This is a genomic window from Nocardioides luteus, assembly GCF_015752315.1.
Lineage (GTDB): Bacteria > Actinomycetota > Actinomycetes > Propionibacteriales > Nocardioidaceae > Nocardioides.
Genome location: NZ_JADOVJ010000001.1, coordinates 2,693,141 through 2,714,354 on the forward strand (window position 1 = coordinate 2,693,141; position 21,214 = coordinate 2,714,354).

At 70.2% G+C, this 21,214-nt stretch carries 23 protein-coding genes; 16 read left to right on the forward strand and 7 right to left on the reverse strand.

What is annotated here, in order from left to right; translation table 11 throughout:
- The first annotated feature begins 83 nt into the window (after positions 1 to 83).
- The 5 genes from HD557_RS13015 to HD557_RS13035 all read left to right on the forward strand — a co-directional run bounded on the left by HD557_RS13015 (position 84) and on the right by HD557_RS13035 (position 6,660).
- Positions 84 to 1,652, forward strand: a complete 1,569-nt coding sequence (locus tag HD557_RS13015; protein WP_196874166.1) for a class I adenylate-forming enzyme family protein — start codon at positions 84 to 86, stop codon at positions 1,650 to 1,652.
- The gene (locus HD557_RS13020) at positions 1,649 to 2,833 is read left to right on the forward strand and encodes an acyl-CoA dehydrogenase family protein (protein WP_196874167.1); all 1,185 of its coding nucleotides are present in this window, start codon (positions 1,649 to 1,651) and stop codon (positions 2,831 to 2,833) included. Before HD557_RS13015 ends, HD557_RS13020 begins: the two co-directional genes overlap by 4 nt.
- Positions 2,833 to 4,653, forward strand: a complete 1,821-nt coding sequence (locus HD557_RS13025) for an alkyl/aryl-sulfatase (protein ID WP_231380275.1) — start codon at positions 2,833 to 2,835, stop codon at positions 4,651 to 4,653. The genes HD557_RS13020 and HD557_RS13025 overlap by 1 nt, the downstream gene beginning before the upstream one ends.
- A complete protein-coding gene (locus HD557_RS13030) occupies positions 4,650 to 6,149 on the forward strand; it encodes an acyl-CoA carboxylase subunit beta (RefSeq protein WP_196874169.1) in 1,500 nt (499 codons plus the stop codon). Before HD557_RS13025 ends, HD557_RS13030 begins: the two co-directional genes overlap by 4 nt.
- 73 nt (positions 6,150 to 6,222) lie before the next feature.
- Positions 6,223 to 6,660: a DUF3592 domain-containing protein gene (locus tag HD557_RS13035; RefSeq protein ID WP_196874170.1), complete on the forward strand. Its 438-nt coding sequence runs from the start codon at positions 6,223 to 6,225 to the stop codon at positions 6,658 to 6,660.
- Positions 6,661 to 6,738: 78 nt separating this feature from the next.
- On the opposite strand, the gene HD557_RS13040 is transcribed toward HD557_RS13035, so the two are convergent.
- The 3 genes from HD557_RS13040 to HD557_RS13050 form a co-directional block, all read right to left on the reverse strand.
- The gene (locus HD557_RS13040; protein ID WP_008359602.1) at positions 6,739 to 7,239 is read right to left on the reverse strand and encodes a DUF5994 family protein; all 501 of its coding nucleotides are present in this window, start codon (positions 7,237 to 7,239) and stop codon (positions 6,739 to 6,741) included.
- Between the two features lie 96 nt (positions 7,240 to 7,335).
- Positions 7,336 to 8,214, reverse strand: coding sequence for an LLM class F420-dependent oxidoreductase (locus HD557_RS13045; RefSeq protein ID WP_008359599.1), 879 nt, complete (start codon positions 8,212 to 8,214; stop codon positions 7,336 to 7,338).
- A 64-nt stretch (positions 8,215 to 8,278) separates the two neighbouring features.
- Positions 8,279 to 9,700 carry a S28 family serine protease gene (locus HD557_RS13050; RefSeq protein WP_196874171.1) on the reverse strand — a complete coding sequence of 474 codons (1,422 nt, stop codon included), beginning with the start codon at positions 9,698 to 9,700 and terminating at the stop codon, positions 8,279 to 8,281.
- 153 nt (positions 9,701 to 9,853) lie between these two features.
- Here HD557_RS13050 and HD557_RS13055 point away from each other — a divergent pair, with 153 nt between their 5' ends.
- Entirely contained in the window at positions 9,854 to 10,276 is a 423-nt protein-coding gene (locus HD557_RS13055; protein WP_196874172.1) for a PPOX class F420-dependent oxidoreductase, read from the forward strand.
- Between the two features lie 78 nt (positions 10,277 to 10,354).
- Here HD557_RS13055 and HD557_RS13060 read toward each other — a convergent pair whose 3' ends face one another.
- A complete protein-coding gene (locus HD557_RS13060; protein ID WP_008359591.1) occupies positions 10,355 to 10,789 on the reverse strand; it encodes an SPW repeat protein in 435 nt (144 codons plus the stop codon).
- A gap of 137 nt (positions 10,790 to 10,926) precedes the next feature.
- On the opposite strand from HD557_RS13060, the gene HD557_RS13065 reads away from it, so the two are divergent.
- The 6 genes from HD557_RS13065 to HD557_RS13090 all read left to right on the forward strand — a co-directional run bounded on the left by HD557_RS13065 (position 10,927) and on the right by HD557_RS13090 (position 14,505).
- Positions 10,927 to 11,292 (forward strand): MmcQ/YjbR family DNA-binding protein, encoded by a 366-nt coding sequence (locus HD557_RS13065; RefSeq protein WP_196874173.1) that lies wholly within the window; start codon positions 10,927 to 10,929, stop codon positions 11,290 to 11,292.
- A gap of 95 nt (positions 11,293 to 11,387) precedes the next feature.
- Positions 11,388 to 11,663 (forward strand): hypothetical protein, encoded by a 276-nt coding sequence (locus tag HD557_RS13070; protein ID WP_040755562.1) that lies wholly within the window; start codon positions 11,388 to 11,390, stop codon positions 11,661 to 11,663.
- Between the two features lie 124 nt (positions 11,664 to 11,787).
- A complete protein-coding gene (locus HD557_RS13075; protein ID WP_196874174.1) occupies positions 11,788 to 12,537 on the forward strand; it encodes a VOC family protein in 750 nt (249 codons plus the stop codon).
- 9 nt (positions 12,538 to 12,546) lie between these two features.
- Positions 12,547 to 13,671 (forward strand): endonuclease/exonuclease/phosphatase family protein, encoded by a 1,125-nt coding sequence (locus tag HD557_RS13080; protein WP_196874175.1) that lies wholly within the window; start codon positions 12,547 to 12,549, stop codon positions 13,669 to 13,671.
- Positions 13,672 to 13,774: 103 nt separating this feature from the next.
- Positions 13,775 to 13,966 carry a hypothetical protein gene (locus HD557_RS13085; RefSeq protein WP_196874176.1) on the forward strand — a complete coding sequence of 64 codons (192 nt, stop codon included), beginning with the start codon at positions 13,775 to 13,777 and terminating at the stop codon, positions 13,964 to 13,966.
- Complete coding sequence (locus HD557_RS13090; protein WP_196874177.1) at positions 13,963 to 14,505, forward strand: MauE/DoxX family redox-associated membrane protein; 543 nt, start codon at positions 13,963 to 13,965, stop codon at positions 14,503 to 14,505. Before HD557_RS13085 ends, HD557_RS13090 begins: the two co-directional genes overlap by 4 nt.
- Here HD557_RS13090 and HD557_RS13095 read toward each other — a convergent pair.
- Positions 14,460 to 14,930 carry a GNAT family N-acetyltransferase gene (locus HD557_RS13095; RefSeq protein WP_196874178.1) on the reverse strand — a complete coding sequence of 157 codons (471 nt, stop codon included), beginning with the start codon at positions 14,928 to 14,930 and terminating at the stop codon, positions 14,460 to 14,462. The genes HD557_RS13090 and HD557_RS13095 overlap by 46 nt on opposite strands.
- Before the next feature lie 188 nt (positions 14,931 to 15,118).
- Between HD557_RS13095 and HD557_RS13100 the strand changes: the two genes are divergently transcribed.
- Positions 15,119 to 15,847 carry a peptidylprolyl isomerase gene (locus HD557_RS13100; protein WP_196874179.1) on the forward strand — a complete coding sequence of 243 codons (729 nt, stop codon included), beginning with the start codon at positions 15,119 to 15,121 and terminating at the stop codon, positions 15,845 to 15,847.
- Positions 15,848 to 15,945: 98 nt separating this feature from the next.
- Here HD557_RS13100 and soxR read toward each other — a convergent pair whose 3' ends face one another.
- Positions 15,946 to 16,419 carry a redox-sensitive transcriptional activator SoxR gene (soxR, locus tag HD557_RS13105; protein WP_008359578.1) on the reverse strand — a complete coding sequence of 158 codons (474 nt, stop codon included), beginning with the start codon at positions 16,417 to 16,419 and terminating at the stop codon, positions 15,946 to 15,948.
- 60 nt (positions 16,420 to 16,479) lie between these two features.
- Between soxR and HD557_RS13110 the strand changes: the two genes are divergently transcribed.
- Positions 16,480 to 17,178 (forward strand): SDR family NAD(P)-dependent oxidoreductase, encoded by a 699-nt coding sequence (locus tag HD557_RS13110; RefSeq protein WP_196874180.1) that lies wholly within the window; start codon positions 16,480 to 16,482, stop codon positions 17,176 to 17,178.
- Entirely contained in the window at positions 17,175 to 18,236 is a 1,062-nt protein-coding gene (locus HD557_RS13115; RefSeq protein WP_196874181.1) for an S-adenosylmethionine:tRNA ribosyltransferase-isomerase, read from the forward strand. Before HD557_RS13110 ends, HD557_RS13115 begins: the two co-directional genes overlap by 4 nt.
- Before the next feature lie 10 nt (positions 18,237 to 18,246).
- Here the strand turns inward: HD557_RS13115 and HD557_RS13120 are convergent, their stop codons facing one another.
- The gene (locus HD557_RS13120) at positions 18,247 to 18,684 is read right to left on the reverse strand and encodes an OsmC family protein (RefSeq protein WP_008359574.1); all 438 of its coding nucleotides are present in this window, start codon (positions 18,682 to 18,684) and stop codon (positions 18,247 to 18,249) included.
- Between the two features lie 37 nt (positions 18,685 to 18,721).
- Between HD557_RS13120 and pepN the strand changes: the two genes are divergently transcribed.
- On the forward strand, positions 18,722 to 21,172 hold the full coding sequence (gene pepN / locus HD557_RS13125; RefSeq protein WP_196874182.1) for an aminopeptidase N: 2,451 nt from the start codon (positions 18,722 to 18,724) through the stop codon (positions 21,170 to 21,172).
- The last annotated feature ends 42 nt before the right edge of the window (positions 21,173 to 21,214 follow it).

Consider the following 21,214-nt stretch of genomic DNA (forward strand, 5'->3'; position numbering starts at 1 on the left):
GGCTGGACTGTTTCTGGACACAGTGTCTATGATCTCGAGTGACCGCGCTCACAGCAGCGACCCCGACCACCAGGAGGGCACCCGTGAATCTCGGTAGCTATCTCACCCGCACCGCGACGTTCACCCCCGACGCCACCGCCCTGGTCTCCGGCACCGACCGATGGACCTACCGCCAGCTCGAGGACGACACCAACCGGCTCGCCGCTGCGCTCATCGCCCGCGGCTGCACACCGGGCACTCCCGTCGCCACCCTGGCCACCAATCGCGGCGAGCTGGTCGTCGCGGAGATGGCGATCTGCAAGGCGGGCGCGCTCCGGGTGCCGATCAGTGCGCGGCTCGCCGCCGCCGAGGTCGAGCACGTGCTCCTCGACGCCGCTGTCAGGATCGTCTTCACCGGCGGCGCCCACCTCGAGCTGGTCCGCAAGATCGCCGACGCGCACAGCCTGGACTGCCTCGTCGTCGACCTGGACAACAGCGCCACCCGCGCCGACGGCACCGTCGCGTACGACGCCCTGCTCGCCGAAGGCTCCACCGACCCGGTCTCCGTCGACGTCGACGAGGACGCCCCGGCCGTCCTCAACTTCACGTCCGGCTCGACCGGCACGCTGAAGGCGGCGGTCCAGACGGTCGGCAACCGGCTGGCCAACATGCGCAAGCTGGCCATGAACCCCTACGGTTCGCTCTCGGCCGAGGCCGTCTACCTCGCCCCGGGCCCGATCACCCACGCCAGCGGGATGGTGATCCTCGGCTGCTTCTTCCGCGGCGCTACGGTGGTCGTGCTGCCGGCCTTCGAGGTCGAGGCCTATCTCGACACGCTCGAGCGTGAGCGGGTGACCCACACCTTCGTCGTGCCCGTCATGCTCAACCTGGTCCTCGCCTCCCCCACGCTGCGCGACCGCGACCTCTCCGCGCTGCAGAGCATCACCGTCGGCGGTGCTCCGGTCAGCCCGGCGCGGCTGCGTGAGGCCGTCGAGGCGTTCGGTCCCGTGGTCAACCAGGGCTACGGACAGGGCGAGACGACGAGCGCGATCACCTTCCTCAGCTCCGAGGACGTCGTCCGCGGTATCGAGTCGGACCCGGAGCTGCTGCTCTCCTGCGGCCGTCCCGTCTACGACACCGAGGTGATCGTGGTCGACGAGGACCACAACCCGTTGCCCGCCGGCGAGATCGGCGAGATCGTGGCGCGCGGCCCCGACTGCGTACGGGAGTACTTCCACGCCCCCGAGGCGACAGCTGAGACCTTCCGCGACGGCTGGGTGCACACCGGCGACCTCGGCCGGATCCGCGAGGACGGGTTCGTCTTCATCGTGGACCGGAAGAAGGACATGATCATCTCGGGCGGCTACAACGTCTACTGCTCCGAGGTCGAGGCCGCGCTCTACGAGCACCCCGCCGTCAGCGAGGCCTGCGTCGTCGGTGTGCCCAGCGAGAAGTGGGGCGAGACCGTGAAGGCGTACGTCACGCTCGCCGCCGGCACCACCGCGACCGAGGAGGAGCTGCGCGACTTCTGCCGCACACGGCTCTCGGGGGTGAAGGTGCCGCGGATCATCGAGTTCGCCGACACACTGCCCGTCAACCGCAACGGCAAGGTCGACCGGCGGGCGCTGCGTGAGCGCGACTGGGCCGGCACCGCGGAAGGTCGGCTGAGATGACCTTCTCCCTCACCCCGTCCTACCCCGACAACCCGCGCCTGGACGAGCTGGTCCACCGGCTGCGGGACTACCTCGACGGCGAGCTCGCCGACTACGAGCGCGGCCTCGGCCTCGGCCCGGAGACGCCCCTGGACCGCTCGATGCTGGAGCCGGTGTGGCAGCGCAGCCGCGAGCTCGGCTTCTACGGCATCCACCTGCCCGAGTCGCTCGGCGGCCAGGGCCTGAGCTTCACCGAGCTGGCCGCGCTCAAGGAGGAGATCGGCGCGTCCGGCCGCCAGCTCGCCACCAGCGTGCTCGGCGACATGGGCGGCCCGCTCCGGGTCGGCGCGATCTTCGAACACGCGACCGAGCACCAGATCGAGAAGTACCTGATGCCCGTCGTCCGCGGCGAGCGCGCCTGCTGCTTCTCGATGACCGAGGACGACGCCGGCTCCGACGTACGCCGGATGCGGACCACCGCCACCCCGACGCCGGGCGGCTTCCTGATCAGCGGGCACAAGGTGTTCAGCACCGGTGGCACCTTCGCCGACTTCGCGATCCTGGTGGCCCGGATGGCCGGCGAGGAGGAGTCGTACACCGCCTTCTTCATCGACCTCGACTCCCCCGGCTGCCGGGTGCTGCCCGGCGACCTACCGCTGTCGGGGCAGAACATCGAGAGCGACGTCGTGCTCGAGGACTGCTTCGTGCCGCAGGAGAACCTGCTCGGCGAGATCGGCCAAGGCCTGCGGATCGCACTCGGCCGGGTCACCGCCAACCGGCTGCTGCACTGCCCGACCGCGCTCGGCGCGGCCCGGCGAGCACTCGCCCTGGCGCTCGACTTCGCCGCCCACCGCACCGTCTTCGACGGGCTGCTGCTGGAGAAGCAGGCGATCCAGCACAGGCTCGCCGACATGGCCACCGACTACTACGCCGCCCGGTCGATGACCTACGACGCTCTGGCCGACCTGGACGCCGGCAGGCGTCCGCGGATCGAGTCGTTCATGTGCAAGCTGTTCGTGGCCGAACGCTCGTTCGAAATCGCCGATGCGGCGCTGCAGTTGCACGGCAAGGCCGGGATGGTCCGGGGCGCCGAGATCGAGGTGATCTGGCGGCGGCTGCGGATGTTCCGCGTGCTCACCGGCTCCTCGGAGATCCAGCGCAACGGCGTCATCCGCGATCTCGTGAAGTCGCTGGGGGCATGATGACCGACGTCCACCAGGAGGAGGCCGACGCCCACCGCGGGTTCGTGGGCGCGCTGAAGCCCGGCGTCGTGACCAGGGCCGACGGCACCGTCGTGTTCGACGCCAACGCAGACGCCTTCCTCGACTCCCCCGCGCCGGAGACCGCACACCCGGGGCTGTGGCAGCACAGCCGGCTCACCTCGCTGCAGGGGCTGTTCGAGGTGACCAACGGCATCTATCAGGTCCGCGGCCTCGACCTCGCCAACCTCACCATCGTCGAGGGCGAGCGCGGCATCATCGTGATCGACACCCTCACCACGGCCGAGACCGCGGCGGCCGCGCTGGGGCTCTACCGCGAGCACCGTGGTGACCGGCCCGTCACCGGGGTGGTGCTGACCCATCCTCACGCCGATCACTTCGGCGGGATCGCCGCCGTGCTCGCGGCGGGCGGCGGTGACGTACCGGTGCTGGCACCGGAGGGGTTCCTGGAGCACGCGGTCTCGGAGAACGTCTACGTCGGTCCCGCGATGAACCGGCGCTCGACCTTCATGTACGGCAGCATGCTGCCGGTCTCGCCGGACGGACACGTGGGCTGCGGCCTCGGTCCACGGCTGGCGTCGGGCACCATCGGGCTGGCCGAGCCGACCGACTCGATCACCCGGACCGGGGAGACGCGGGTGATCGACGGCGTCGAGATGGAGTTCCAGCTCACGCCGGGCAGCGAGGCGCCGGCGGAGATGAACATCTATCTCCCCGGCCGACGGGCACTGCTCCTGGCCGAGAACGCCGTCCACTCCCTGCACAACATCATCACCCTGCGCGGCGCCGAGGTGCGCGACGCCCGGTTGTGGGCGCACTACCTCACCGAGGCGATCGACCTGTTCGCCTCACGCGCCGACGTCGCCTTCGCGACCCATCACTGGCCGACCTGGGGTGCGGAGCGGATCGAGGCCTTCCTCGCCGGGCAGCGCGACGTCTACGCCTACCTGCACGACCAGACCGTACGTCTCACCAACCGAGGCCTGACGCCGAAGGAGATCGCCGAGGAGCTCGTCCTGCCACCGGCGCTCGACGCGCAGCCCTCGACCCGGGGCTACTACGGCTCGCTGAGCCACAACGTGAAGGGGATCTACCAGCGCTACCTGGGCTGGTACGACGCCAACCCCGCTCACCTGTGGGAGCTGCCACCGGCCGAGGAGGGCGAACGCTGGGTGCGGCTGCTCGGCGGCACGTCCGCGGCGATCGACCACGCCGCCGCTCTCGTGGCGAGCGGCGAGAGCGGTGACCTGCGGTTCGCGGCGACCCTGCTCAACCATGTGGTCTTCGCGGACCCGTCGGAGCGAGCGGCCCGCGAGCTGCTGGCCGAGGTCTACACCCGGCTCGGGCACGGCGCGGAGAACGCCACCTGGCGCAACGTCTACCTCACCGGTGCGCGCGAACTCCTCGACGGCCCGCAGGTACCTCCCCGCGGAGGCGGTCGGAGCCTGCTCGCCGCACTCACGGTCCCGCAGCTGCTCGACTCCCTCTCCATCCGGATCGACGGCCCGCGGGCGTGGGGCCTAGACCTGCGGATCGACTGGCATCTCACCGACCACGACGACACGGCCGCGGGCGGCTGGTGGCACGCCCGGCTCCGCAACGGGGTGCTGGTGCACCGGCGCGGCAGCGCCCCGGACCCGGCCGCGGGCCTCACCCTGACGCTCACCCGCCCGCAGCTCGCCGGTCTGCTGGGCGCGCGGCGGCTCGACGGGATCGAGCACGCGGGTGACCTCGGTCTGCTCCAGCGGCTGCTGGGGGTGCTCGAGGCTCCCGACCCGGCATTCCCTATCGTGACCGCGTGACCGACGACACACCTGTGACCGGACTGGCCGAGCTGCACGCCCGCCGCTTCCTGACCACGGACGCGGCTCGCGCCGACAAGGTCGCCCGCTGGCACGGGAAGGGGCGGCGTACGGCTCGGGAGAACATCGCCGACCTGGTCGACCCGGGCTCGTTCGTCGAGTACGGGAGGTTCATCACCGCGGCCCAGGAGCAGCGTCGCGACCTGGCCGAGCTCGTCGTCGAGACTCCCGCCGACGGGATCATCGGCGGCACCGCCACCATCGGCGGCAAGCCGTGCGCGGTGCTGTCCTACGACTACCTGGTGATGGCCGGTACGCAGGGCATGCGCGGGCATCGCAAGTCGGACCGGCTCATCGAGATCATCGGGCGGATGCGGCTCCCGACCGTCTTCTTCACCGAGGGCGGCGGCGGTCGCCCGGGCGACACCGACATCCCGCTCGTCTCCGCGCTCGATGTCGGCTCGTTCGCGCTGTGGGGCGAGCTCGAGGGCGTCGTGCCGCGGATCGCCGTCGTCTCCGGGCGCTGCTTCGCGGGCAACGCGGTCCTCGCCGGCTGTGCCGACCTCCGCATCGCCACGCCGGACGCCAACCTCGGCATGGCCGGCCCGGCGATGATCGCCGGCGGCGGGCTCGGCACCTTCGCCCCGGAGGACATCGGACCGGTGAAGGACCAGGCCGCCAACGGCGTCATCGACCTGGTCGTCGAGGACGAGGCCGCAGCCGTCGAGGCCGTACGCAGCATCCTCGCCTGTCTCGAGCCGGCCGCGGATGGCGGCGAGGCCGTCGACCAGACCGACCTGCGCACGATCCTCCCCCACAACGACCGGGAGGCCTTCGACGTACGCCCTGTCGTCGAGACGCTCGCCGACGTCGACTCGGTCGTCTGGCTCCGCGAGGCGTTCGCTCCGGAGCTCGTCACCGCGCTGGCACGGATCGACGGGATCGCGGTCGGCGTGGTCGCCAACCAGTCGACGCACCTGGCCGGAGCGCTCACCGGCGACGCCTCGGTCAAGGCAGCCGACTTCCTCGCGCTGTGCGACCGCTGGGGTCTCCCGGTGGTGTCACTGGTCGACACCCCGGGGTTCATGGTCGGCCCCGAGGCCGAGCGGGGCGGCCTGGTCCGGCACGCCTCCCGGATGGTCGTCGCCGGCGCCCAGCTCTCGACACCGCTCGTCGGGGTGATCCTGCGCCGCGGCTACGGCCTCGGGGCGCAGGCGATGCTCGGCGGCAGCACCCACCGCCCGCTGCTCACCGTCGCCTGGCCCGACGCCCACCTCGGCCCGATGGGCCTGGAGGGCGCCGTACGCCTCTCCATGGCCGCCGAGCTCGCCGCGATGCCCGACGCGGAGCGTGAGGCGCGCGTCGCCGCGCTCACCGAGGAGTACCGCAAGCAGGCCAGCGCCCTCAACGCCGCACGCGTGTTCGAGATCGACGACGTCATCGACCCCGCCGAGACACGTGCCGTCGTGGCGGCGACCCTCCAGCGGGCCCGATAAGCCCGCGAGCCCGCTGCGATGACGTAGCCTCCTGCCATCAGGCGGCTCTCGCCTCGGGCGATGGGAGACTTGGATGTTCTTCGGCTGGCTCTTCGCGGGGATGGGCCTGCTGTTCGCGGGCATCGGGGTGTGGATCGTAGTCTGGTCGATCATCAGCCGCCAGCGGCTCTCGACCTGGACACCGTGGCAGGCCACGATCCGCGAGGTCGAGACGAAGACGACCTCGAGCGGCGACCACGGCAGCCGTACCCGGCTGATCGCGCACTATGAGTATCGCGGTCCCGACGGCGGCACCTATGCGAGCTCGGGTACGCTGCCCGACCGCCGGTTCCGGCTGGACGGGACGGTGCCGCCGTTGGACATCGTGGTCAACCCGCTCGACCCGTCGAAGTCGATGATCGCGGGATCCGGCGGAGGCACCGGCTGCGCGATCGTCTTCGGGATCATCTTCGGTGGGATGGGGCTGCTGTTCGCGTGCGTCGGCCTCGGGCTCGCCCGGGCTCCGATGTGACGTAGCCTCTCAGCCGCGCCGCTCTGCTCGGGCCGCCACCTCGGCATGGGAGGCACAGGTCGATCAGGGACCGGACAGCTAATGGGCGCCGTCGTTGTCCCAGATCTGCTGACCGATGTGGCTCTGGTCGGGGCCATCGAGGCCCAGCAGCTGCGCCGGGCGCTGGGTGTTCCGGTCGTCTGCCGCCTGTTCCATGATCTCCTCGGCACGCTCGGCGTCGGTGTCGTGAGGCACCACCAGCAGGCGTAGCCGATAACCGGAGGCCATCGACAGCACCACGAGGTGGGTGTCGTCGGACGGGAATGAGCCCACCTTCACGAACCCGCGTGCGGCGCGGATCTTGTGGGCGCTCGACGCTCCCCCGCCCGAGTCCCAGTCGGGCCGGGAGTACAACAGCCGCGAGATCCGGCCCACGCGATGGGGAAAGTGGTCGATCAGGTCAGCGGCCTCCTCCTGGAGGTCGCGTGACTGTGGCCACCAAGCGCCATCGAGCGGCCCCGAGCTGAAGCTGTTGTCGAGGCGGATCCGAAGCCCGACCCGAACTGCGGTCGTGTGCTCCTCTGTCGGCGACGTCGTCATGACGATCACCTTTCGTGCTGCCCTGCGAACTCGACGAGCCCGGCTGGAAGCGTGGTTAGAACAAGTGTACGCCTCTGGCCAACCGGAGCGGGCCTTCTAGATCTCCTTCAGCCGCGGCACCAGGTCGACGGCCGCGGTGGCCCACGGGACCGGGTCGACGTACGGCGTCGGCATCAGCCCGACGAGCGTGATGCCGAGGGCGGCGTACTCCTCCATCGACTTCAGGAACGTGTCCGGGTCCTCGACCGCGGGACCCTGGAAGAGCATGGTCTTCTCGATCGCGTCGTAGTCGGTGCCGAGGTCGTCGCAGTGGCCGCGCAACACGTCGAGCTTGTGCTTGACGGTCTCGACCGCCTCGGGACTGGCGGCGCCGAAGAGGTTGGTGCCCTGGCCGTACTTGGCGACCAGGCGGAGCGTCTTCTTCTCCCCGCCCCCACCGATCAGGACCGGCACCGTCCCGTTGACCGGCTGCGGCAGCGAGATCGTCTCGGCGAGCTGGTAGTGCTTGCCCTCGTAGGCGCCGTCGTTGTCCGACCACATCTGGCGGCAGATCTCGATGGTCTCCTCCAGGCGCTCGAACCGCTCGGCGGTCGGCGGGTAGGGCACGCCGAGGCCCTGGTGCTCGCGCTCGTACCAGGCCGCGCCGATGCCCAGCAGCGCGCGGCCGCCGGAGAGCCGGTCGAGGGTCGTGACGGTCTTGGCGAGCAGCCCGGGGTGACGGTAGGTCACTCCGGTGACGAGCAGGCTGAGGCGTACGTTGTCGGTGATCCCGGCCAGGTAGCCCAGCGTGGTGTAGCCCTCGAGCATCGGCTCGAAGGGGCCGCCGGCCTGCTCCATCTGGAACCAGTGGTCCATGACGGTGAGCAGGTCGACGCCACCCTCGTCTGCGATGCGGGCGGTCTCGGTCAGCTTGTCGGCGAGCGTGGTCTCCCACTCGGGGTGGGTGAACGTGAAGTAGTGGAGTCCAAGATCCATACCTCAGACGCTAGAGCTTCGAGCGCGCTCTAAGACAAGACCCTTTCCTCGACTCGGTGGCAACTCACGGACGCATCCGCCGCTCCTCACGCAGGTCGCGCTTGTCGAGCTTCGCGTCGTACGCCGCCAGCGGCTTCGCCTTCGTCGCGTCGGCCTCGACCGCGGCGGTCGCGACGCCGGCCCACTCCAGGATCCGGGCGGTGGCGAGCTCACGCTCGTCGGCGACCAGACCGGCGACGTTGGCACCGTGGTTCATGCCCGGGGCGGTGAAGACGTAGGAGTCGGTAGCGAAGAATCCCGGGCGGAAGCGCTCGGCGCCCCACGGGTCGGCCTCGCCGTAGACGAAGAGCATCTGGTGGGCGTGCTTGCGCACCCACGAGTCGACGTCACGCATGGCGGAGGGGTCGAACCGCATGTCGATGTCGCGCGGGACGAAGCTGCGCGGCGGCTGGTAGCCGTAGCGGATCAGCTCGTCCTCGATGTGCGGGAAGCCGATCGTCGGCGCGCCCAGCTCGGTGCCGGCCTGGTAGTAGTAGGGCGTGTAGGGGCTCAGGCCCTGGTCGGTGTAGAAGCTGAAGCCCGAGTAGTAGTCGATCGAGTCCCAGATCGCCTGGTCGGTGGCGGTCGCCGCGTCGGCGGGGATGTTCGAGCACTGGGAGGTGCCGGCGTACTGCCAGAAGGCCCACACGTAGTCGAGCACCACCATCTCGTACGCAGCGTCCAGGCTGCCCACGGTGTCGAAGGTGTAGCCCTCGGCTGCCGCCAGGTCGGCGTACTTCGCCTTCAGCGCCTCGCGTCGGACGAGCGCCTCGCGCTGCACACCGTTGAGCCGGTCGCGGCAGTCCTCGGTGCCGACGGTGGCGAAGAACTCGTCGTAGGCGGAGTCTTCACGGTTGACCACGTCGTTCGGCGCGACGTAGGCGACGATGCCGTCCATGTCGCGGGGGTAGAACCGCTCGAAGTAGGTGGCCGTCATGCCGCCCTTGGAGCCGCCGGTGGCGAGCCAGTTCGCGGAGTAGATCGGCTTCAGCGCCTTGAAGATGGCGTGCTGGTCGCTGGCCGCCTGCCAGATGTCGAGGTCGTCCCAGTCGGCGGGGTCGGGACGCGAGGGGGTGAAGAAGCGGTACTCCATCGAGACCTGGTTGCCGTCCACGATCCGGGTCGGCTCGCTGCGGCCCGGGTTGGTCGAGACGTTGTAGCCACTGGTGTGGAACACGGTCGGGCGGGCGGTGTCCTTGTGGAGCACGGTGAAGCGCTGCTGGAAGGTGTCGCCGTCGGGACGCCGGTGGTCGACCGGCTGGGTGAAGCTCAGGACGAAGTAGCGGTAGCCGGTGACCGGCTTCTCCTGGATCAGGCTGACGCCCTCGATGGCGAGGAGGCGGTCGAGGATGTCGTCCTCGGCGGCGGTCGCGGGGTTGGCGGGTGTGACGAGGAGCAGGGACACCAGCCCCATCGCCACCAGAATCCGGCCGATCAATGCACGCATGTGGGGTCTCCTTCGGTGCGGGGTGCTCGGCAACCTAGCCGACCCGCGCGGGGCGCACCTCCGAATTAGGAAGGCGGGAAGGAAGTCGCGTGCCGGTGCCTTCTAGAAGGCAACGACCATCTGGGCAACGCCCGCCAAAGGAGGCGCTTCACCATGACGTTCGACCCGCATGAGCTGCTCGCCACGACCCGCCACGGGATCCTTGCCACGATCAAGGCGAACGGGCTCCCACAGCTCTCGCCGGTGTGGCAGTACTACGACCGTGAGCGCGGCGAGATCCTGATCTCGACCCGCGAGGGGCTGGTGAAGACGAAGAACCTCCGCCGCGACCCGCGGGCGGCGATCGAGGTCGACGGTCCCGGCGGGCGCTCCTGGGCCACGGCCGAAGGCACGGTCACGCTGACCGGACCGGGCACCGCTCCCGACGGACCGGAGGTCGACGCGCTCGTCGACTACTACCGGCGCGGTGCCGGCGAGCATCCCGACTGGGACGAGTACCGAGAGGTGATGGTCAAGGACCGCCGGGTGCTCATCACGATCGCCGTGACGAAGGTCTACGGCGCGGACCTCGGCTGAACCCGGTCGCCCGAATCCACCTGAGGCCGGCCGAGCGCTCCTCGCTCGGCCGGTCGATTCGGGACGATTCCGCGAGCGCTACCTACGCGGATTGAAGAACGTGCCGAACCCGGACGAGCCGAGCCCGCACAGCATGATGACGGCCCCAACGATGACGTTGGAGGCGATCATCCCCCCGGTCGTGTCGACGCCGTTCATGAGCCACGGCGAGACGATCGCCCATGCCCCCATGAGCGGAACGGTCCAGGCCAGACCGTGTGTGCGGCCGAACGCCGACGCGAACCCGAGCGCCAGCAGTGCAACCGTGAGACCGATGATCAGGTTGCTCATCATCAGTGGCGATGCCGTGGTGTTGAAGCCCACGATCCACGGCGATACGGCCAGATAGAGGCCGGCCAGCATCGTGACACCATCGACCACCTGAGCGGTGGCGGAGGATCCGGTCAGATCGAACCGGTCCCGAAGTGCCGCGATGTCGGGGTGTTCCTGAATGGACAGGTTTTCAGACGACATTTGTATTTCACCTCCTCAGCCCCATGCCAAAGGAAGAACGACTGTCCTCGGCCAACATTCTAGGCCTGCCGTCTCGCATTTGACCCACCGGAAATCGCGACCCACGACGACGCGCTGGCGGTGGCAGGATGGGCGCCATGGACGTGACCTCGCTGCAGGCCTACTGCCTCGCCAAGCCCGGCGCCTGGCCCGACAACCCGTGGGATCACGAGCATCCGGTGATCAAGGTCGGGCTGGGTGAGCGCGGCAAGATCTTCGCGTTCCTCGGGGCCTCGAAGGTCGGGCTCAAGTGCGGTCCGTCGCGCGAGGTCGCCGACGAGTGGCTGCTGCGCTATCCCGGCGACGTGACGGTCACCGGCTACATCGGGCGGTCGGGGTGGAACGACCTGTCCTGGGGCGGTGAGATCCCGGACGAGGAGATCCTGGAGGCGGTCGACGAGTCGTACGCCGCGGTGGTCTCAAAGCTCCCGAAGAGCCTTCGCCCGGAGGGCTGGGACACCTGATCCCGGGCGACCCGCGGCCCCGCGGGCTTGAACGAGGCCGATCGGTGAGGAATGGTGGAGCGGGTACTCCGTACCCAACCATGGAAGATCTCGACATGCTTCAGCTGACCGAGAACGCCACCACGATCGTCCGCTCGATCTCCGAGCAGTCCCAGGGCGCCGGCCTTCGCCTCGCCTCCAACGCAGAACCGGACGGTGCGTTGAGCGCCGCACTGGTCCCCGAGGCCGAGGCCCAGGACCAGGTCATCGAGCAGGAGGGCGCACGCGTCTTCCTCGACCAGGGCGCCGCCGCCGAGCTCGACGACAAGGTCCTCGACGCCGGGATGGATGCCTCCGGCAACGTACAGTTCGGGATCTCCCAGCAGGGCTGATCCCCGACTCTCGACACGCCGGGGCGCGCCGCACTCGCGGTGCGCCCCGGCGTGTCTCATTCAGTCCCCGCGAGTCTCCTCGTGCGCCTGCGCGGGCCTCGTCGCACGCGTAGGGTCGACAGACATGAGCACCGCTGGCGTACCTGCCTGGTTCCATCTCTTCCTCGACGTGCCGCGCCCGCGTTGGGAGGAGGCGGTCGCGTTCTGGTCGGCCGCGACCGGCTGGGCGATCTCGCCGCCGCGGGGCGAGGACAAGCAGTTCGTCACCCTGGTGCCGCAGACGGGTGATGCCTGGCTGAAGCTCCAGGCCCTCGAGGACGGCGAGCCGCGGGTCCACATCGATCTTGACGCGGCCGATCGCGAGGCCGCCGTCGAGCGGTCGACGTCTTTCGGCGCGCACCCGGCATGGACGTACGACGAGGTGCCGGTCATGCGCTCCCCCGGTGGGCTGCCCTTCTGCCACACCCTCGGCGACAGCTCCGCGCCCCGCTTCGCGCGCTCGGAGCCCGAGCGGGTGGTCGACCAGATCTGCATCGACATCCCCCGCGGTCGCTGGGACGAGGAGGTCGCCTTCTGGGCCGCGGTCACCGGACGGACGGCGGAGCCGGCCAAGACCCCTGAGTTCGTACGCCTCGCCGACCCCGACGCTCACGGCGGCCTCCGGATCCTGCTGCAGCGGCTCGAGGACGAGGACGGCGAGGTGCGGGCACACCCGGACGTCGCGGTCGCCCACCGCGCCTCCGAGACCTGCCGTCACGAGGCGCTCGGCGCCGAGACCGTCGGGGTCTTCGAGTGGTGGACGGTCATGCGTGCTCCGTACGGGCAGGTCTACTGCCTCACCGATCGCGACCCGCTGACCGGTCGGGTGTCCTAGCCTGGAGGTATGCGGCTCGCATCCTTCAATGTCGAGAACCTCTTCGCCCGGCCGAAGGCGATGGACACCGACGCGGCCGACGCCAAGACGCGGCGGACGGTCCTGACCGCTCACTCCCGCGTCTCCACCCTCCTCGCCCAGCCCAGCTATGCGGGCGACGAGCAGGAAATCCTGGACAACCTCGCGAAGCTCGGCCTGCTCAGGAGCGACGAGGGCGAGTTCGCGCGGCTGCGGAAGCTGCGGGGCGCGCTGCTGAAGCGGCCGCGGTCGGGCGACGTGCAGCTGGTCGCGAAGGGGCGCAACGACTGGGTCGGCTTCGTCGAGCTCAAGACGACCGCCGTCGACGAGGTCGCCACCGAGAACATCGCGCGCGTCTTCGCCGAGCTGCGTGCCGAGGTCGCGGTGGTCGTCGAGGCCGACGACCGGCCGGGGCTGCACATGTTCTCCGAGACGCTGCTGCCGGAGGTCGGCGCCGAGGCGTACGAGCAGGTGATGGTCGTCGAGGGCAACGACGAGCGCGGCATCGACGTCGGCGTGATGGTCGGCGACGGCTACCGCCTCGTCCAGCTCCGCACGCACATCTTCGACCGCGACGAGGAGGGCGTGATCTTCTCCCGCGACTGCTGCGAGTACCACCTCGAGGCGCCCAGCGGGGCGCGGATCGTGGTGCTGGCCAACCACTTCAAGTCCAAGGGCTACTCGGAGAAGGGTGATCCCCAGGGCGCCAAGCGGCGCGGACGGCAGGCGGCACGGGTCGCGGAGATCTACCGCGGGCTGCTCGAGGAGGGCATCGAGCACATCTGCATCGCCGGCGACCTCAACGACTCCCCCGCCAGCGAGTCGCTGAAGCCCCTCCTCTCCGTCGACGGCCTCGTCGACGCCAGCGAGCACGAGCACTGGGACTGGAACCACCGCCGCGGAACGTACGGTTCCGGCAACGAGGACGACAAGATCGACTACCTGCTCCTCTCCCCCGCGTTGCGCGCCAAGCAGACCGGCGGAGGCGTCTTCCGCAAGGGCGTCTGGCACGGGCCGCGCACCAAGGACCCGTGGGACCTCTTCCCCACGTTGACCGCCGAGCAGCACGCGGCCTCCGACCACGCGTGTCTCTACGCCGACTTCACCGACCTGTGATCGGCGAGCCCCGTTCCTGAGAAGGCGGCCCGCAGCCTGAAGATGCGCTGAAGGCGGGCGTCCAGGCGGTGGTTTCGGCCCCGGACTGTGGCACGCTGGCCGCGTGAACGAGGTGTGGTACGTCGCCGGGCTGGTCGCGCTCTCCGTGGCCGTCCTGGCGCTCGGGGTGTGGTTCGTGCGGCGCGAGATCCGGGACGAGGTCTCGCCCGCGCCGCTGCTGTGGACCGGCTACGCGGTCGTGGCCGCGTTCGTCGTCTTCGGAGTCCTGCGCACGTCGTGGGTGGTGCTCTCATGAGGACCCGCGCAGCCATTCTCAACGAGCACAGCCTGGGCTGGATCGGCCTCGCCGGCCGCCTCTACCTCGGCTTCGTGTTCCTCGCCGCCGGGCTCGCCAAGCTGCCCGAGCCGACCATCACCGAGCAGGCGGTGCGTGGTTACCAGCTGCTGCCGTGGCAGCTGGCGCCTGCGTACGCCATCGCGATGCCGATCGCCGAGATCGTGCTCGGCGTGCTGCTCATCCTCGGCCTGTTCACCCGGACGGCGGCGGTGGCGACGGCGCTCGGCCTGTGCTCGTTCCTCCTCGGGATCACCTCGGCCTGGGCGCGCGGGCTCAACATCGACTGCGGCTGCTTCGGCGGTGGAGGCGCCTCGGCCGACCCCAGCTACCTCGCCGACACCTTCCGCGACCTGGGCTGGCTGGCGATCGCCGTCTACCTGATCCTCGTACGCCGCACCAAGCTCGCTCTCGACGACCTGCTGTTCCGACGGAGCACTCCGTCGGTCGAGGACTACAGCGAGAGCTCGAAGAAGACCGAGTTGGGGTCGAGCACGTAGCTGCCGAAGGGTGGGCGCTCGGTGAAGCCGTTTCCCGCGTAGAGCCGTCGGGCGGGCTCGTAGAAGGCCTCCGTCCCGGTCTCCAGGAGCACCCGGCGACCGCCCTGTGACCTGGCCTGCTCGATCAGGTGGCGAAGCATCGCGGTCGCGATGCCGCGGCCACGGGCGGCGGCCGTCGTGCGCATCGACTTGAGCTCGTAGTCGCCCTCGCCGAGCGACTTCAGCGCACCGCAGCCGACGAGCTCCGTGTCCTCCCAAGCCGACCAGAACGCGATCTCGGGCACCTTCAGCGCCTCGAGGTCGAGCGCGTGCACCGACTCGGCCGGCGTCACCGCGTACATGTCCTCGAGATGCTCCTCGAGGATCCGGATCACCTCGGGACGGGTCAGATCGTCGAGCTCGAAGCGCAGCGAGAGCAGTGGCACGGCTGGAGGCTAGCCGAGCCCTCCCCTGTCGTGGCGTTTCGGGGTGCGGTGAGGCTGGTGCAGTATCGCGGCACGCAACCAGGATGTGCGATAGTGCGCGGCACCGATGCTGGTGACGGATGTCGGTGGCACCGGTGCCGCAGGGGTCGGTCGCGAGTGGATTCGGACGGCTCCCCTAGCATCTGGGCATGCTGACTCGTATGCTCCCGGCCGCTGCCGCCGCTGCCCTGCTTCTGACGCTCTCCGCCTGTGGCTCCTCCAGCGGTTCCGGGGACTCGGGTGAGGCTCAGGAGAGCAAGGGCCCGAAGTCGAGCGAGTCGAGCGACTGGAAGTCGATCGTGAAGGCCGGCTCCACCAGCTGCGACTACGCCGAGGACCCGATGGGCGCCTCGAAGGAGGTGGGCGCGCCGGAGAAGACCGCGCAGTACACCGGCAAGGTCGCCGCCACCATCAACACCTCCGTCGGGCCGCTCGCGGTGACCCTCGACGCCGACAAGGCGCCGTGCACCGTCAACTCGTTCCTCTCGCTGGCCTCGCAGGACTACTACGACGGCACCAGCTGCCACCGCCTCGGCGCCAACCCGGGCTTCGAGCTGCTGCAGTGCGGCGACCCGACCGGCCAGGGCACCGGCGGCCCGGGCTACACCATCCCCGACGAGTTCAAGCCCAGTGACACCTTCCCGGCCGGCACGCTCGCCATGGCCAACACCGGTCAGCCCGACTCCGGCGGCAGCCAGTTCTTCATGGTCTTCGGCGACACCCAGCTCCCGCCCGCCTACACCGTCTTCGGCACCCTCGACGAGGCCGGCATCAAGACTCTCCAGGAGGTCGGCAAGGCAGGCGTGGCCGAGGCCGGCGGCGACGGCACCGGTGCTCCCAAGACTCCCGTCGAGTTCGAGACGATCACCGTCGGCTGATCACCCTCGCGCCGAATCGGTGGTTGTGGGCGACGAAACTGTTGTTTCGTCGCCCACAACTGCATTCTCGGCTCGCCGGTTCGGCTGATTCGGCGGGATCAGGCGCGGCGGCGGGGAGGGTCGCGGCGCAGGACCTTGGGGAGGTACGCGGCGCCGGCGCTCTGGGCGGCAGCGGCGTCGCCGGGATTGGAGATGCGGCAGCGCTGGAGCGAGAGACAGCCGCAGCCGATGCAGGAGTCGAGGTTGTCGCGAAGACGCTCCAGGGCGTGGATCTGCTCCTCGAGGCGGCGGCGCCAGTGCTTCGACATCCGGGCCCAGTCGGCCTTGGTCGGGGTCCGGTCCCCTGGCAGGCAGTCGAGCTCGGCCTTGATCTCGTCCAGGGAGAGCCCGACGTTGGCGGCCGCCCGGATGAAGGCGAGGCGGCGCAGGACGCTGCGCTCGAACGTACGCTGTCCCCCGGCCGATCGCTCGGCCTGGATCAGGCCCTGGCTCTCGTAGTAGCGGACCGCGGAGGCCGCGTAGCCGCTGCGGCGGGTCACCTCGCCCATCGTGAGCTGGTCGTGGGTGTTCATCTCACTCTTTTCTGTCGCAGCCCTTGATCTCAAGTTCACTTTAGGTTGAATCCTAGCGGCATGAACCGATCACACAACCACGTTGCCGTCATCACCGGCGGCTCCGCCGGCCTGGGCCTCGCCCTGGCCACGGCGCTCCTCGAATCAGGGTGGAGCGTCGTCACCGACGCCCGCCACGCCGACCGCCTCCACGCCGCCCTGCCGGACAGCGCTCGGGTGACGACGCTGGCCGGCGACGTACGCGACCGGGACCACCAGGACGCCATCGCCGCCGCCGTCGCGCGGCACGGGCGCCTGGACCTGCTCGTGCACAACGCCAGCGAGCTCGGCCCGATGCTTCCCCTGGCCGAGGTCCCCGAGAGCCTCTTCTCCCGCGTGCTCGAGACGAACCTGCTCGCTCCGCTGGCGCTCACCCAGCGGCTCCTCCCCTACCTGATCGCCTCCCGAGGCACCCTCGTCGGCATCTCCAGCGACGCGGCCGTCGAGCACTACCCGACCTGGGGCACGTACGCAGCCAGCAAGGCCGCCCTCGACCACGTTCTCCTCACCCTCGGTGAGGAGAACGGGGTCCGCGCCTATGCCGTCGACCCCGGCGACATGCGCACCGCGATGCACCAGGCCGCCTTCCCCAGCGAGGACATCTCCGACCGCCCGCTCCCGGAATCGGTCGTTCCGCACCTGCTCGCACTGCTCACGAGCACGCAGCCCTCAGGGCGCTACCGCGCCACCGACCTCGCACCCGCAGGAGCAAGCCGATGACGATGCTCGCCGAACGGCCCACGACCACCTTCCCCGCACCCGACGACACGACCGCTCCCGCGCCCGCGGAGTGGCGCGGCCTGGAGCGCGACGGCGTGCGCCTGCTCGTGGCGACTCCGGGCGGCGTACGACATGCGCGGTTCCGCAATCTTGCCGACCACCTCTCCCTCGGCGACCTGGTCGTGGTCAACGACTCGATCACCGAGGCGCGTCAGCTCGATGCCGACACGGTCGGTCGTGGCCGGGTCGTGCTCCACCTCGCCCAGCGCCTCGACACCGGCTGGGCGGTGGAGATCCGCTCGGCGCCGGACGCCGCCCGGTCCGTGCTCGACGCGGCCGAGGGCGACGTGGTCGTGACCGCGGGGCTCCGGGTCACGCTGCTCGAGCCGTACCCCGACGGCCGCCCCTCCTCCCCCACGGGCAAGGGAAACCGGCTGTGGCGCGCGGAGGTCACCGGCGACGTGACCGCCGAGCTGGCGCGGGCCGGCCGGCCGATCGCGTACGGCTATCTCGACCGGCGCTACCCGCTCGACGCCTACCAGACGGTCTTCGGGCACCGCCCCGGGAGCGCCGAGATGCCCTCAGCCGCGCGACCGTTCACCCATCCCCTGGTCACCGAGCTGGTCACGCACGGCATCCAGATCGCACCGGTCACCCTGCACACCGGCGTCTCCTCCCAGGAGGCCGGCGAGGCCCCCGGCGCGGAGTGGTTCGAGGTCTCCGAGACCACGGCCAGGCTGGTGGAGCAGACCAGGTACGCCGGTGGCCGCATCGTCGCGGCCGGCACCACCGTCACCCGGGCGCTGGAGTCGGCGGTTGTCCCGGCGACCGGTGCGGTGAGAGCAGCCAGCGGTTGGACCGACCGGGTGATCACGCCCGCCAACCCGCCGTACGTCGTCAACGGGCTGATCACCGGCTGGCACGACCCGCAGGCCAGCCACCTGCTGCTCGTCGAGGCGGTGGCGGGTCCCGAGCTCACCCAGGCGGCCTACGACGCCGCGGTCGCCGAGGGCTACCTGTGGCACGAGTTCGGCGACTCCGCCCTCCTGCTCCCCTGAACGCCGAGTGCTAGGACAGGGCGCCCTCGCCGTAGGTGACGGGGGTGCCGACCGCGACGGTGCGGCCGACGGTGCACAGCCGGGTCTCGGACTTCTTGATCGCGTCCGGGAGGACGGTGCGGGCAGCGTCGCCGGCCTCACCCTCGGGGAAGGTGATGTCGAAGGTGACCGAGATGTCGACCAGGCGGTTGCCCTGCTCGTCGCGGATCTTGGTGGCCGCGGCGAGGGCCTCGAAGGTCTCCATCGGCGACCGCTTTCCGGTGATGAAGTCGACGTCCAGGGCGCTGCAGCCGGCCAGGGCGGCGAGGAGCAGCTCGACCGGGGTGAAGTCGGGGTCGTCCCCGTGGCCGATCACCACGGTGCCACCTCGCTCGTTGGTGGCACGGAAGCGGTGCTCGCCGATCTTCTCCAGAGATACCGAGCGCTGGTCTGCCGCATCAGAAGTCATGGGGTAAGAGTGCCACTCGCCCGTTAGCCTGTGCGACGTGACCACCCAGAGCCTGCCCCTACGCCGTGACGAGGCCATCGCCCGTGCCGGACTGCTGAAGATCGAGGACTACGACGTACGTCTCGACCTGGCCTCCAGCGAGGAGACCTTCCACTCGGTGACGACGATCCGGTTCACCTCGAAGGGCGGGTCGACGTTCGTCGACCTGAAGCCGGTCTCGGTGGCTCGGATCAGCCTCAACGGCAGCCCGGTGGACCCGGCCACGCTCGCCAAGGGGCGCCTCCCGATCACCACGGTGGAAGGCACCAACGAGCTCGTCGTCGAGGCCACGATGCCGTTCCGCAACGACGGCGAGGGGCTGCACCGCAGCGTCGACCCGGCCGACGGGCGGGCCTACGTCTACGGGATGTGCTTCATGGACGCCGCCCCGACGATCTTCGCCTGCTTCGACCAGCCCGACCTGAAGGCGCCCTACACCTTCCACGTCACCGCGCCGCGCGACTGGACGGTGATCGGCAATGCGCCCGGCAGCCAGACCTCGCCGGGCGAGTGGGAGTTCGAGCGGAGCCAGCCGCTCTCGACCTACTTCGTCACGCTCGTCGCCGGACCGTGGCACATGATCCACGACGAGCACGACGGGATCCCGCTGTCGCTGAGCTCGCGGCAGAGCATCTCCGCCGACCTCGACAAGGACGCCGAGGAGCTCTTCACCCTCACCAAGCAGTGCTTCGACGAGTTCCACCGGCTCTTCGGCATCCGCTACCCGTTCGGCAACTACCACCAGGCCTTCGTGCCGGAGTTCAACGCCGGCGCGATGGAGAACCCGGGCTGCGTGACCTTCCGGGATCCGCTGGTGTTCACCTCGCGGGTGACCCGTGGCATGCGGATCCAGCGCGCCACCACCGTCGCCCACGAGATGGCCCACCAGTGGTTCGGCGACCTGGTCACCCCGCAGTGGTGGGACGACCTGTGGCTCAACGAGTCGTTCGCCGAATACATGGGCAACCGGGTCACCGCCGACGTGACCCAGTACGACGACGCCTGGGCCGACATGTCCTACGCCCGCCGCCAGTGGGGGCTCACCGCCGACCAGCGTGGCTCGACCCACTCGGTCGCCGGCAACGGCGCCGAGGACGCGGTCTCCGCGCTGCAGAACTTCGACGGCATCTCCTACTCCAAGGGCTCCGCGATCCTGCGCCAGCTCGCCGCCTCGCTGGGCGACGACGTCTTCTTCGCCGGCGCGATCGACCACTTCACCCGGCACCGGTTCGGCAACGCGACGATGCACGACCTGTTCGCGTCCTGGGCCTCGGCCGCGGACGAGGCGGGCGTCGACTTCGACCTCGACACCTTCACCTCCCAGTGGCTGCTCACCGCCGGCCCCGACACCCTCTCCTGGGACCCGGCGAAGATGGTCGTCAACCGCACCGCGCCGTCGCTGCACCCCGCCGACCGCCCCCACACGTTCCGCGCGGCGATCCTCAACGGGACCCGGTGGACCACCGAGGAGATCACCGTGGCCGGCGACCAGACGCCGCTGAAGGTCGCCGCCAACGCGGTCGTGCTCGACCCGTACGACGACACCTGGGCCGCGGCGATCCCCGACTGGGAGACGGTCCAGGCGCTCAAGGCGGCACTGCCGGGCGTCACCGACGGCGGCCTGCGCGCGGGCGTGTGGAACAACCTGCGCAGCGCCTGGTTCAACGCCGCGGTCGACCCGGCCGACGTCATCGACATCGCCGAGGCGTCGCTGCCGATCGAGGACGTCGAGGACAGCCCGCGGCGCACCATGCCGTGGCTCTTCGGCTCGGTGGTGCCGCTGGCGCCCGCCGGGGCTCGCGAGCGGCTCCACCAGGCCGCTCTCCGCAAGCTCGAGGAGGTCGCCCCCGGGTCGGAGCTGCAGCTGTCGGCCTTCCGTGCGGCGATCCGCTCGGCGACCTCCGAGACGCTGCTGCGCGAGTGGCTGGCCGCTCCCCCGGCCGGCATCGAGACCGACCTCGACCTGCGCTGGCGCATCCTCGCCAAGCTCGCCGAGAACGGCTTCGCGTCTCGTGAGGAGCTGCGGGCGGCCTATGACGCCGAGCCGGCCAACGACGCCCGCATCCACCTCAACGGCGCCCTGGTCAGCATCCCCGACGCGGAGGCGAAGGCGTACGGCTGGTCGGTGTTCACCGGTGAGACCGACCTGCCCAACTACGACATCCTGGCCGCCGGGCGGGCGTTCTGGACCGGTCCGGCCGAGCTCACCGCGGGCTATCTCGAGCGCTACTTCGCCGAGCTTCCCGCCACCGCCGAGAAGCGCTCGGGCTGGAGCCTGGCCGAGGCCGCCGAGGCGTTCTTCCCGAGCGGGTCGGTGACCGAGGAGACCCTCGCGGCCGCGAGGGCCGTCATCGAGCTGGATCTCGACCCGGGCGTACGCCGCCGGGTGTCCGATGCCGCCGACAACCTGCAGCGTCAGCTCGCGGTGAAGGTGACCTATCCCGCGTAGCCGAGGCGTCGCGGTGAGTCGGCGGCAAGAGTGTCCGTGCTC